The 12,769-nt window shown below is 63.3% G+C and carries 12 protein-coding genes; 5 read left to right on the top strand and 7 right to left on the bottom strand.

Annotated features, from left to right (window positions below; translation table 11 throughout):
• Positions 1-17: 17 nt before the first annotated feature.
• From dapB to D3227_RS17155, 6 genes are all read right to left on the bottom strand, one after another.
• Positions 18-824 carry a 4-hydroxy-tetrahydrodipicolinate reductase gene (gene dapB, locus D3227_RS17180; RefSeq protein ID WP_120015265.1) on the bottom strand — a complete coding sequence of 269 codons (807 nt, stop codon included), beginning with the start codon at positions 822-824 and terminating at the stop codon, positions 18-20.
• A gap of 111 nt (positions 825-935) precedes the next feature.
• Positions 936-1,493, bottom strand: a complete 558-nt coding sequence (locus D3227_RS17175; protein ID WP_120015264.1) for an OmpA family protein — start codon at positions 1,491-1,493, stop codon at positions 936-938.
• A gap of 112 nt (positions 1,494-1,605) precedes the next feature.
• Positions 1,606-2,169: a GNAT family N-acetyltransferase gene (locus D3227_RS17170; protein WP_120015352.1), complete on the bottom strand. Its 564-nt coding sequence runs from the start codon at positions 2,167-2,169 to the stop codon at positions 1,606-1,608.
• Positions 2,170-2,174: 5 nt separating this feature from the next.
• A complete protein-coding gene (gene sseA / locus D3227_RS17165) occupies positions 2,175-3,026 on the bottom strand; it encodes a 3-mercaptopyruvate sulfurtransferase (protein WP_120015263.1) in 852 nt (283 codons plus the stop codon).
• A gap of 37 nt (positions 3,027-3,063) precedes the next feature.
• Positions 3,064-3,807, bottom strand: coding sequence for an alanyl-tRNA editing protein (locus tag D3227_RS17160; protein ID WP_120015262.1), 744 nt, complete (start codon positions 3,805-3,807; stop codon positions 3,064-3,066).
• Positions 3,807-4,841: a cysteine synthase A gene (locus D3227_RS17155; protein ID WP_120015261.1), complete on the bottom strand. Its 1,035-nt coding sequence runs from the start codon at positions 4,839-4,841 to the stop codon at positions 3,807-3,809. The genes D3227_RS17160 and D3227_RS17155 overlap by 1 nt, the downstream gene beginning before the upstream one ends.
• A 224-nt stretch (positions 4,842-5,065) precedes the next feature.
• Between D3227_RS17155 and D3227_RS17150 the strand changes: the two genes are divergently transcribed.
• Positions 5,066-5,887, top strand: coding sequence for an SDR family oxidoreductase (locus tag D3227_RS17150; RefSeq protein ID WP_120015260.1), 822 nt, complete (start codon positions 5,066-5,068; stop codon positions 5,885-5,887).
• 202 nt (positions 5,888-6,089) lie between these two features.
• The gene (locus tag D3227_RS17145) at positions 6,090-7,064 is read left to right on the top strand and encodes an alpha/beta hydrolase (protein WP_120015258.1); all 975 of its coding nucleotides are present in this window, start codon (positions 6,090-6,092) and stop codon (positions 7,062-7,064) included.
• Between the two features lie 91 nt (positions 7,065-7,155).
• Here D3227_RS17145 and D3227_RS17140 read toward each other — a convergent pair whose 3' ends face one another.
• On the bottom strand, positions 7,156-8,607 hold the full coding sequence (locus D3227_RS17140) for a DEAD/DEAH box helicase (protein WP_167480731.1): 1,452 nt from the start codon (positions 8,605-8,607) through the stop codon (positions 7,156-7,158).
• A gap of 391 nt (positions 8,608-8,998) precedes the next feature.
• Here D3227_RS17140 and D3227_RS17135 point away from each other — a divergent pair, with 391 nt between their 5' ends.
• From D3227_RS17135 to waaF, 3 genes are all read left to right on the top strand, one after another.
• Complete coding sequence (locus D3227_RS17135) at positions 8,999-10,531, top strand: acyl-CoA carboxylase subunit beta (RefSeq protein ID WP_120015257.1); 1,533 nt, start codon at positions 8,999-9,001, stop codon at positions 10,529-10,531.
• A gap of 194 nt (positions 10,532-10,725) precedes the next feature.
• The gene (locus D3227_RS17130; protein WP_120015255.1) at positions 10,726-11,667 is read left to right on the top strand and encodes a glycosyltransferase; all 942 of its coding nucleotides are present in this window, start codon (positions 10,726-10,728) and stop codon (positions 11,665-11,667) included.
• A gap of 62 nt (positions 11,668-11,729) precedes the next feature.
• Complete coding sequence (gene waaF / locus D3227_RS17125; RefSeq protein WP_120015254.1) at positions 11,730-12,755, top strand: lipopolysaccharide heptosyltransferase II; 1,026 nt, start codon at positions 11,730-11,732, stop codon at positions 12,753-12,755.
• Positions 12,756-12,769 lie beyond the last annotated feature (14 nt).

The raw sequence follows: 12,769 nt of genomic DNA, 5'->3' as shown, positions 1-12,769 counted from the left end.
CCCGATTCCTGCCAAACTCAATCCATCAGCGCGTCAAGCCCACGCACCAGCCCGGTGATTTCCTGCACCCGCCGGACGGCAAGCAGCGTGCCTGCAACATAAGGCGCGGCGGATGAGCCGGCGTCATGGCGGATGGCCAGCCGCTCGTCGGGCAGGCCGAACAGCGCCTCGCAGGAAAGTATGTAGGACGGCAGACGCAGCGCATGCACTTGCACCCCCTCGCCCGCGCCGACCGCGGCACCGCGCGTTCCTGGCACGCCGGAGACCTCCGACACCGGCCGCGCGGTGGATGCCTTGCGGATGTCAGCCAGCGCTTCGGCCAGCTCGCGCGCCGTGCCTGACGGCGCATCGGGCTTCCTGGCGCTGGCATAGTCGATGACCTCGACATCAGGCACATATTTCGCCGCCATCAGGGCGAAGCGTTTCATCAGCGTGGCGGTGATCGAAAAATTGCCGGCCGCGATAACGCCGACCCGGTTGGCGCGCGCCGCAGCATCGATGTCGGCATAGTCGCCGGCCCCGAGCCCTGACGTGCCGATGACCACATGCCGACCCTTCTCGATGGCGAGCAGCACGTGGTCCTTCACGACATCCGGCTTGGTGTAGTCGACCAGCACTTCGGACGGCGCCTGCAGCGCCTCCGCCAGCGAGGCAGAAGCGATCACGCCATTGGCCGGCACGCCGACCAGCAGGCCGGAATCCTGTCCTGCGCCGCTGCGCGACACCGCACCAGAGAGCTGCATGTCGGCCTGCGCCGCGATCGCCGGCACCAGTGCCTTGCCGACCCAGCCGGTTGCGCCTGCCATCACCACCCGTATCGTCATGATCCGATCCTTTCGCCATCGCTATTGGCCGTGGACGATCAGCGATATGGGAAGAGCCCGGCTCGTTCAAGCCGGGCTCTTTCAGCATTGCCCCAATAGTTCCGAACGAGGCTATCTTATGAAATCGTCGAAGCGGCGCAGCGTCACCCGGCGATTGCGCCAGTTCTCGTTCTGGGTCGGCACGAGCAGGAACTCCTCGCCATAGCCCACGGTCTCGAGCGCATGGCCCGGCACGCCGAATTCGCGCACCAGCGTGCGCTTCAGCGAGGCGGCACGCTGTTCGGACAGGATCTGGTTCGACTGGAAGGAACCGACGGCGTCGGTATGACCTTCGATCAGCACCCGCGCGCGACGATCGCGCCGCAGGATGCGATCGAGTGCGTCGGCGATATTTTCGATCTTGCCGTACTGCGATTCGGAGATGGCGGCCGAGCCGAAGGCGAAATTGATCGACTGGATGTCGATCGAGCGCGCCATGCGCCGGAGATCCGGCCGCCGCTTGAACTCACGGATTGTGACGCGCTGGTTGGGGCGCAGCTTCACCTTGGGCGGCGCTTCAAGCTGGCGTTCGATCGTCGCGGCGGAAGGTGTGGTTGCCTGAGCGGATGCCAGGCTCGGCATGGCAAGTGCCGCAGTCATCGCCACGGCAAATGTGCGTCGGGTCAGCATGTCTCTTCTCCTTCGGCGCCGCTCTCAGATGGGCGCGTTAATGCATGCTGATGGCACCATCGCAAAGACAGTCTGAAGCGCCGATGAACGGTGGGTTCAGCTTGCGGAGAAGCTACGGCCGCATGACGCTGGCCGAGCGCTCGGCGAAGGTCATCGGATGCACGATCTCCTTCTTTTGCGCCACCGGCGCAAAGCCGAGTTTCTGGTAGAGCGGCAGGGCCGCGGGATGGTCGAGCGTGCAGGTCTGCACAGTCACCCGCTTCGGTCCGTAAGACCAAGCGGCAGCGATCGCCGCACCCAGGAACCAGCGGCCGATGCCTTGCCCGGTGGCGTGCTCCATCATGCCGAAATAGGCGAGCTCGACTTCTTCCGGTAGATGCGGCTTGAGGTCGAAAAAGCCGGCCGGCGAGCCATCGAGATAAAGCACTCTGATGTCGCGATCTTCGCGATGCAGGCCGGCCGAAAGCTCTTCATCGTCCAGCCTCAGCACATTCACCCAGTGCCATTTCCGCCCCACCCGGTCCATCAGATAGCGATAGAAATGCAGCGGAATATCCTTGGTTTTCAGCAGCGCGATCTGGCGGTTGTACGGCACCGGCGGCGAGTAGGCCGGCGGCACATGCATTTCGAGAAACGTTACCGTGACGTCGATGTCTTCCAGCACTCCGTTTTCCATCACCGTCATTCCTTGCCCGTCACCACCGGCGTATCGCCAAGCCCGCCCCATTCCGTCCATGAACCGTCGTAAAGCCTGTTCTCGGCATGGCCAAGCGTCTCCAGCGCCAGCGTGATCGCCGCCGCCGTGATGCCCGAGCCGCACGATGTGACGACCGGCTTCGACAGATCGATCCCGGCATCCTCGATGACCTTGCGCAGGCGATCCTTGGGCAGCAATTCGCCGTTCTCGGCAAGTCCTGTAACCGGGACATTGCGCGCGCCAGGCATATGGCCGGAACGGATGCCGGCACGAGGTTCAGGCTCCGTACCGGCGAAACGGCCGGCGGATCGCGCATCGGCGATCTGGCTCTCTCGTTTATCGACGATGCGGCGCATCTCGGCGAGGCTGACGACTTGAGCGGCATCGAAGTCGGCATGGAAGATGCAAGGTGCGATCTTCGTCTGCTCGGCAGTCACCGGGCGTCCCTCGGCCTTCCAGCGGTCGAAGCCGCCGCTCAGGATGTATACCTGGAACACGCCCATGACCCGGAACATCCACCAGCCGCGTGGCGCCGAAAAATAGCCCGGACCGTCATAGACCACGATCGTATCGTCGGCCGAAACGCCCATGGCGCCAACATACTGCGCGAAATTCTGCGGCGACGGCAGTGTATGCGGCAGGCCGGACTCCGGGTCCGAGATCACATCCTGGTCGAGAAACCGCGCACCCGGAATATGCGCCGCCTCGTATTCGGCGCGCGCGTCGCGCTTCTGCGCAGGCAGGTACCAGGACGCATCGATGATCGTCAGGCCCGGCTCCCCGAGGCGCTGCTGCAGCCAGTCCGCGTCGACGATGAAAGGACTGTCCTCGGCCATTCTTTTTCTCCTGCTCGCCTGTGGTGGCAACTGACCTTCAGATCGCCGGCATCGGCCCGAAGCGTATACGGAAGCGCCGGTTCTCGCGGCCTTTCTTTTCGATCTTGCCGATATGGATCTCGCCGACCTCGCTGGTGCTCTTCACATGGGTACCGCCGCAAGGCTGGCTGTCGATCGAGGCATTCTCGCCGATGCAGACCAGCCGGATCCTGCCGGTGCCGACAGGCGGCCGCACATTCTTGGATTTCACCAGGCCGGGATTGGCCGCCAGTTCTTCGTCGGTGATCAGCCGGGTGAAGATCGGATGGTCGGCGCGCACCAGTTCCATCAGCCCCGCCGTCACGTCCTCCTTGGTGAAACCGGCATCCGGAATGTCGAAGTCGACGCGGCTGTCGTCCTCGGAAACCGCGGCACCGGTGATCGGGTATGGACAGACGACGGTGAGCAAATGGCAGGCGGCATGCATACGCATCAGAAGGTGCCGCCGCTCCCAATCGATGGCGAGCTTCAGCCGCTCGCCGAAACCGGGAACCGCTTGCTCGGGAGATGGAACATGGATGATCTCGTCCTTGGTCTCGCCGGCGATGGTGGCAGCAATGACGATGCGACTGCCGTCAGCACGTTCCAATGTACCCGTGTCGCCCGGCTGCCCGCCCGACGTCGCATAGAAGATCGACCGGTCGAGGATGATGCCGCCGCGCTCGTTGACGGCGACAACTTGAGCCTGAGCCTTCCTCAGATAGGCGTCGTCGCGAAACAGCGCTTCGGTCTTGTGTGCCATCACGCGACCTTTTCGAACGGCACCGAGATTTTGCTCTGCTCGTCCATCCAGCCCGGCGCCGGCAGTCCTTTCTCGCGCAGGAACTCGGGGTTGAACAGCTTCGACTGGTAGCGCGTGCCGTAGTCGCAAAGGAGGGTGACGATTGTGTGGCCGGGACCCAGTTCGCGCGCCAGCCGGATCGCGCCGGCAATGTTGATGCCGGTCGAGCCGCCGACACACAGGCCTTCTTCCTGGATCAGGTCGAAGACGATCGGCAGCGCTTCCTCATCCGGAATCTGGAACGAAAAATCCGGCGTGAAGCCTTCGAGGTTGGCGGTGATGCGCCCTTGCCCGATGCCTTCGGTGATCGAGCTGCCCTCGGATTTCAATTCGCCGCTGGTGTAGAAACTGAAGAGCGCCGCGCCCAGCGGGTCAGCGAGCGCGATCTTGACGTCCTTGCTTTTGGCCTTCAGCCCAAGGCCAACGCCGGCCAGCGTCCCGCCGGAACCGACGGCCGACACAAAGCCATCGACCTTGCCGCCGGTCTGGGCCCAGATTTCCTGCGCGGTGGTGCGGACATGGCCGTCACGATTGGCCACGTTGTCGAACTGGTTGGCCCAGATCGCGCCGTTCGGCTCCGAACGCGCCATCTGCTCGGCCAGGCGCCCCGACAGCCTCACGTAATTGTTGGGGTTCTTGTAAGGCACTGCCGGCACCTCGATCAGCTCGCCACCGAGCATTTTGATCGTGTCCTTCTTCTCCTGGCTCTGCGTGTCCGGAATGACGATCACGGTGCGATAACCGAGCGCCTTGGCGACCAGCGTCAGGCCGATACCGGTGTTGCCGGCCGTTCCCTCGACGATGACGCCGCCCGGCTTCAAAAGCCCGCGCTGTTCGGCGTCGCGGATGATGAACAGGCCGGCCCGGTCCTTGACCGACTGACCCGGATTCATGAATTCGGCCTTGCCCAGGATCTCGCAACCGGTTGCTTCCGACGCCTTGTTGAGGCGGATCAGGGGCGTGTTGCCAATCGCTTCGATCACAGAACGATGCATGGAGATTCCTTGTGTAGGTGCGGCGAGACCCTAGAAACCCGAAGCTTTGGTTTCAAGGCAAGAATTTGCCTGGACTAGCGGCATTTCGGGCACCGCAATTGCCAAGATGCGTCTCAAAACGGATACGTTGTCAAAACGTTCATTTCCTCATTGCGCGGAACAGCGCTCTTTTCATTCGATTTATCCGCCGCTAGAGCACTATCGACACATTCACAGGGCACAGCATGACTCTCTATCGGGCCAACCCGAAGCACGGTGTCGCCTGGATCACCGGCGGCAGCAGCGGCATCGGCCGCGCATTGGCCAAGGACCTCGCGGCGCAAGGCTATGCCGTTGCGGTGACCGCACTCGACGGCGATCCGGTCGACACGCTGCTCGTCGAGACGGCGCAGATGCCCGGCCGCGTCACCTCCTTTCCTTGTGACGTCACCGACGAGCAGCGCATGGCAGCGACGGTCGCGACGATCGAAAAGGATCTCGGCCCGATCGTGCTGGCCGTCTTCAACGCCGGGAATTACATCTCCACGCCCGGCGAAGACCTGATCGTGCGGGACTTCCGCCGCTCCTTCGAGGTCAACTATTTCGGCATCCTCAACGGCCTGGTGCCTGTCGTCGAGCACATGCGGGTGCGTTCGCGCGGCCATGTTGTCCTTGTCGGATCGGTAACGGCCTATTCCGGCTGGCCGACCACCGCTGCCTATGGCGGCACCAAGGCAGCCATCAACATCCTGGCCGAGTCGCTGAAATACGATTTCGACAAGATGAACATTCGTGTCCAGGTGATAAACCCGGGCTTTGTCGACACGCCGCTGACCGAAAAGAACATGCTGCCGATGCCGGGCCTGATGCCCGTGCATCGTGCTTCGCGCCGCATGGCGCGCGGCATTAAATCCGGCGGCTTCGAAGTCACCTTTCCCTACCACATAAGCTGGCCCCTGAAGCTGCTCGGTTTGCTGCCGCGGCCGGTCGGCCGCTGGGTGATCGGCCTGACGACCGCCTGGATGGCCCGGCCGCTCAATTTCGACCGCAAGCCGCCCGGCGAATAGGCTCGGTCGACGGCTTTGGCGAAGCGCCGTCCAGGTGGCGAAGGTGCTGTCCACAAATGGCGGCTGGCCGTCCACTAGTGGCGACCGCGTCGTCCACAGGTGGCGGCTGGCCGTCCACAGGTGGCGGCTGGCCGTCCACAGGTACCCGTTGCCTGTTTGCAATCGCGCCCATAGGTTGAGAATTGTTGCGTGGAGTCTGTTAATGGGGCGACGGATCGTGCTTGCGGTGTTGTGCCTCGCCGTCGTTCTTGTCATGGCCTTCGTGCTTGGCCCGCGCGTTCCCGTCGACACCACGATCCGCTTCGATCCGAAAGCGATCGGTGACGATCCGCAGGCCTATCTGGTGCGCGAAGAGGCCGCCGTCCCCAATATCCGCGACGGGCTGGAGAAGGAAATCATCTGGGCCAACCCGATGGTTCGCGCCAGGACAAAGCTGGCGATCGTCTACATCCATGGGTTTTCGGCGTCGAAGGGAGAGATCCGTCCGCTGCCCGATGAGGTGGCCGACCAACTCGACGCCAACCTCTTCTACACCCGCCTCACCGGCCATGGTCAGGACAGCGCCGCGATGGCGCAGGGCAGCGTCAATGCCTGGATCAACGACTATGAGGAAGCGCTCGCCATCGGCCGGGCGATCGGCGACAAGGTGATCGTCATCGCCACTTCGACCGGTGGCTCGCTGGCGGCCTGGGCGGCTACGCAGCCGGGTGCGTCGGATGGCGTCGCGGCGATCGCATTCATCTCGCCCAATTTCGGCGTCAAGGCATCCGGTGCCGAGATCCTGACCATGCCGTGGGGCAAGCAGATCGCCGAACTCGTCGGCGGCAAGGAGCGCAGCTTCCCGACGCGCAACGCGCTGCATGAAAAATTCTGGACCTACAAATATCCGATGGCGGCGACGCTGCCGATGGAGGCGCTGGTGGAGCTTGCCTATGGCGCGCCGGTGGAGAAGGCGGCCATCCCCGCTTTGTTCATCTTTTCGGATTCGGACAAAGTGGTGCGGCCCGACCGCACGCGCGAGATCGCCGGACGCTGGGGTGCCGCGCATGAACTGGTGCCGGTTGACGACACCGGCGACCAGGACAACCATGTCATTGCCGGCGACGCCCTGTCGCCGTCGACCACGGCCTTCCTGGCGCAGCGAATCGTCGTCTGGGTCAAGGCGCTCACGGAATAGGCGCGAAACGAAAAGAGCGACCGAAGCACCGCTTCGGTCGCCCTTTTTTCAGTCATCGGCGGTCAAGCCAAGGCTCGACCGCGCAGTCGGTTCAGGCAGCGCGGGTAGCCGGCCGCTTGCCGCCGAAACGGCGCTTGTTGTTGCCCTTGAACGGCTTGCGGCCCTCCGGGCGCTCGCCTTGCGGCTTGGCCGCGAACGGACGATCGCCGGCTGGCTTGTCGCCGAACCGCTTCTTGCCGAAACCGTTGTTGCCGCCCGGCCGCCTGCCGTCGCGACGGCCATTGTGGTCGGCGCGGTCATTGGCTGGCTCGAAGCGCTCGTTCTTTTCAGCAGGATTGCGCTGCGGATCGGGGCTGCCGAGATGGTCGGCAACAATCGGCAGCTTGCTGCGGATGATGCGCTCGACCTGGCGCAGCTTGCTGTTCTCGGACGGATCGCAAAGCGTGATGGCGATGCCGTCCATGCCGTTGCGGCCGGTGCGGCCGATGCGGTGGACATAGCTTTCCGCCTCGTCCGGCAGGTCGAAATTCACCACATGGCTGATGCCGGGCACGTCGATGCCGCGCGCGGCGATGTCGGTCGCCACCAGAATGCGTACCGAGCCCTCGCGGAAATCGTTGAGCGCCTTCTGGCGGGCGTTCTGCGACTTGTTGCCGTGGATGACGGCGGCCTTGAAGCCGTCGCGCTCGAGATCCTTGGTCACCCTGTCGGCGCCGTGCTTGGTGCGCGAAAAGATGATGACCGACTTCATCGCCTCGTCGGCGAGCATCTTGGACAGCACCTGACGCTTCTGCTTGGTGCGGGCAAAGACGACGCCTTGCACGATCTCGGCCGCCGCGGTGCTCTGCGGCGAGACCTCGATGCGAACCGGGTTCTTCAACAGGCCCTTGGCCAATTCGGCGATTTCGTCCGGCATGGTGGCCGAGAACAGCGCCGTCTGACGGTCGGGCGCGGTCGCCTTGGCAATGCGCTTGACGTCGTTGATGAAACCCATGTCGAGCATGCGGTCACCCTCGTCGAGCACCAGCCATTTGGTGTCGGACAAAATGAGGTCGCCCTCGCGCACCAGGTCGGTCAGACGGCCGGGTGTGGCGATCAGGATGTCGACGCCGGGAGCAACCTTCTTCACCTGGCTGAAGCGGGAGACGCCGCCCAGCACCAGCGCGGTCGAGACATGCGCGCCCTTGGCGAGGATCTTGATGGTGTCCTCGATCTGCACGGCAAGTTCGCGCGTCGGCGCCAGAATCAGCGCACGGGTTGTCTTGGCGCGCCGCTTGGTGCCGAGCGCGATGATCTTCGACAGGATCGGCAGCGCGAAGGCCGCCGTCTTGCCCGAGCCGGTCTGGGCGATGCCGAAAATGTCACGGCCTTCCAGCTGCGGCGGGATTGCCTGGACCTGGATCGGCTTCGGATCGGCGAAGCCCGCGGCATGGGTGGCCTTGAGCAGCGCGCCCGAAATTCCAAGTGCTGCGAAACCCGAGAGTTCCCCAGTCTCCTTGGCGGGCAAAGTGTCCTTACCGGACAAAGTATTTTCGTTGGTCAAAATAGTCTTCTTTCACGCGGCCCGTGGCCGCAAACATCGATGGCGGCAGGGCGCAACCTGCCGTCGAACAAATTGTCATGGAACGACAAGGCGGCGGACGTTCTTCGTCCGCTCGGCTGCGCTGTCGTGCCCGCAGGCATCATGCCACGGGGCTTTTTCGCCACCTTGCCGATCAGCCGGAAAGAGGGAAAACAGACGCAACCAGTCTCATTCGTCGAGAAGGCCGGACAGTGCCGGCCCAAGCGCCTATGCCGCTGCATATGGCTGAGTTCGCCTGGAAATGCAAGGGGGCCATGTTGCAGCGCAGCAAAATCGAGGGCGAAAGGCAGCGCTTGCGCTCCCCTGCGGGCATCATTACCACAAATGCAGCTTTCCTTTTGGGGACCGGGCAATGAAGGACGTGCTGAAGGAACTCGAGCGCCGCCGCGAGATCGCCCGCATGGGCGGCGGCAAGGCGCGCATCGACGCCCAGCACAAGAAGGGCAAGCTCACCGCCCGCGAACGCATCGACGTCTTCCTCGACGAAGGCTCGTTCGAAGAGTTCGACATGTATGTCGAGCATCGCTCGACCGATTTCGGCATGGAGAAGACCAAGATCGCCGGCGATGGCGTCGTCACCGGCTGGGGCACCGTCAATGGCCGCCCTGTCTATCTCTTCGCCAAGGATTTTACCGTCTTCGGCGGCTCGCTGTCGGAAGCCCATGCCGAGAAGGTGGTCAAGGTGCAGGAGATGGCGCTGCGCAATCGCGCGCCGATCATCGGCCTCTACGATGCCGGCGGCGCCCGCATCCAGGAAGGCGTGGCGGCACTTGGCGGCTATGCCGAGATTTTCCAGCGCAACGTGCTCGCCTCCGGCGTCATCCCGCAGATCTCGCTGATCATGGGCCCTTGCGCCGGCGGCGATGTCTATTCACCCGCCATGACCGATTTCATCTTCATGGTGCGCGACACGTCCTACATGTTCGTCACCGGCCCGGACGTGGTGAAGACCGTCACCAACGAGACGGTGACCGCCGAGAGCCTCGGCGGCGCCAGCGTCCACACAACCAAATCCTCGATTGCCGACGGCGCCTATGACAATGACGTCGAGGCGCTGCTGCAAATGCGCCGGCTGGTCGACCTGCTGCCGGCTTCCAACACGGCCGAGCTTCCCGAGATCGAATGCTACCAGTCGGTGACCGATCACGATCTCTCGCTCGATCGGCTGATCCCCGACAACGCCAACAAGCCCTACGACATCAAGGAACTGATCCTCAAAGTTGCCGACGAAGGCGACTTCCTCGAGATCCAGCAGAGCTTTGCCAAAAACATCGTCACCGGATTTGGCCGCGTCGAGGGCCGCACCGTCGGCTTCGTCGCCAACCAGCCGATGGTGCTGGCCGGCGTGCTCGATTCCGATGCCAGCCGCAAGGCGGCGCGCTTCGTGCGCTTCTGCGACTGTTTTTCGATCCCGATCGTCACCTTCGTCGACGTTCCGGGCTTCCTGCCCGGCACTGCACAGGAATATGGCGGGCTGATCAAGCACGGCGCCAAGCTATTGTTCGCCTACGCCGAGGCGACCGTGCCGAAGATCACCGTCATCACCCGAAAAGCCTATGGCGGCGCCTATGATGTGATGGCCTCGAAGCATCTGCGCGGCGACATGAACTATGCCTGGCCGACGGCGCAGATCGCGGTGATGGGCGCCAGGGGCGCGGTCGAGATCATCTATCGCAAGGACATCGGCGACGCGGAAAAGATCGCAGCCCATACAAAGGCTTACGAGGACCGCTTCCTGTCGCCCTTCGTCGCCGCCGAGCGCGGCTATGTCGATGAGGTGATCATGCCGCACTCGACCCGCCGCCGCATCGCCCGAGCTCTGAGAATGCTGCGCAACAAGGACATGCAGAACCCCTGGAAGAAGCACGACAACATTCCGCTGTGATTTGAATGTCGCGAATGATCGTCGTTCCGTTATGAGCGGGGCCGCATCGTCGGTGCCCGTCGCGCGACGCACATGCGGTTGACGGACGCCCGCTTTGCTCGGAGCCCCTGGTATCAGCCGCGTTCCCGACCCGGCGTTAGACGGTTGACAATTAGCAGCCTCTAACATCATTGATGCGACGGGCGGGAAGGAAAATGCGAATAACCCTCGTGACGAAGGGCGTTGTTCCGTGCAAGGGCTATGGCGGAATTGAACGTCAGGTCGACTGGCTGACGACGGAGTTGGTCAGGCAGGGACACTATGTCGTGCTGGTCGCCGGACCAGGTTCGTCGCACCCGCTGTGCGAGGTTCGGCATGCAGTCACGGACGCCGAATGCCGGGCGGCAATCCCGAGCGACACACACATCGTCCATCTTCACGCGTGGAAGGTGGAAGTCCCGTTCCCGACACTCAACACCGAGCGCGGCCACTTGCCGGATTATCCACGGCCGCAGCCGAACTGGAGTTTCATCAGCGCCCGTCACGCCGAACTGCACGGCCGAAAAACCTTCGTCTACAACGGATTTCCGGTGGACGACTATCGGCTGGCGAAGTCGAAGAACGATCATCTCTTTTTCATGGCGGCTATCGCCAGGGCCGGAAAGGGCTTGAACCGGGCGGTGGACCTCGCCAAGAAGTTCGACTTCACTCTCGACATAGCAGGGGGCTCCCGGTGGAAACTTCTTGGCAGGAGCAAGACCCGACGCGAAGGCGTCTTCTTCAAAAGCCTATCCAGGCGATATCGCTTCAACGGCGTTGTCGACGGAGAGGAGAAGCTGCGCCTGCTGGGTGAATCGAAAGCCTTTCTCAATCCTATTGCCTGGGAAGAGCCGTTTGGCAACGCACCGGTCGAGGCCATGCTATGCGGAACGCCTGTCCTGACCACGCCGCGCGGCGCGCTGCCGGAGACTGTTGACAGGGAGACCGGGCGCTTCTTCGACACCGATGAGCAATTTGCGCGCGGGCTTGCCGAGATCGGAGCCCTGTCCGCGCAAAGATGTCGTGAATCGGCGGCAGACAGGTTCCCGATCGAAAAAACCGCGAAGGCCTACCTTGATCTCTATGCCCGCATCCTTGATGGCGAAGCGCTTCCGTGACAAATCACGAACCTGCTTGCTGACGCCGGCGGCTTTTCCCGATCGAAAAGGTATCGCGTATTTTGGACCCTATCCTCGTCTTCTGCTTGCCGGCGATCGGTGATTTCGTTCGTTGCCATTCGGCCGTTCAGGTCATCGCCGAACGGTTTCCCGGCCATCCCATCGATGTCATCACCTCGCCGCTTGCTGCACCCCTGGCGCGGCTGATGCCTAGCGTCAGGAAAGCCTGGGTGCTGGAGAAGCGGCACTTGCAGGCTGGTCTTGGCAACCGCATGCAGTTGGCCCGCCAGCTTCGCGAGCAGAATTATCGCGCGTGCTATCTTCTCTCCAGCAGCACCAAGGCGGCCTTGGTTCCCTGGATGGCGGGCATCCCCGAGCGCATCGGCTATCCGCGCGAACTGCAGTTCGGCATCGTCAACCGTCTGCCGGCCGGCTGGCTGAAAAGTTTGGTGGCTTTCGGCCCGCGCAAGACAAGGCTGTTCGAGCAGGTCTGCGCCATCGCCATGCTGGGCGAGAGGCCGGCTGACGGAACGCAGTTGCCGCCGCCGCGAATGGTGATCTCGCCCGAGGAACTGTCGGCTTGGCGCGTCCGGCACGGGATCGACGCAGCAAGGCCGGCGCTGGCGCTCTACACGTCGGATTTCGCCAACTTCCGCTCATGGCCGGCGGAGCGTTTCGTCTCGGTCGCCAGGGATCACGCCAGGCGCGGCTGGTCGGTATGGATTGTCGGCGGCCCGCGCGAACGCGAAGCCGCAACCCAGATCCGGGCTGCGCTTCCGGAGGCGGTGGATTTCACATCGACCCCTGATATCACCGACGCGATGTGCCAGATCGCTGCCTCGAACGTCTTCCTCGGTGTCGATGGCGGCATCTGCCATGCGGCTGCCGCCTTGGGAGGACCGTGCGTGCTGATCTTCGGATCGAACCGCTCCTACGAAACCGGTCCTGTGAACGACCAGGTCCGGTATGTCGAGCCGCCGATTTCGACGCCAAGCTGGATCGAGCATACGCGCGATGTCAGCGAGGACAATGTGCTTGAGGCCCTGGCGGCCGCCGTGACGCAAGCGCACCGTCCGCAAGGCGCCTGACCCGGGATATCTGG

It is taken from the genome of Mesorhizobium waimense, assembly GCF_003601975.1.
GTDB lineage: Bacteria > Pseudomonadota > Alphaproteobacteria > Rhizobiales > Rhizobiaceae > Mesorhizobium > Mesorhizobium waimense.
The sequence above is the reverse complement of the archived record's forward strand: the minus strand, read 5'-3'. Positions and strand labels throughout refer to the sequence as shown.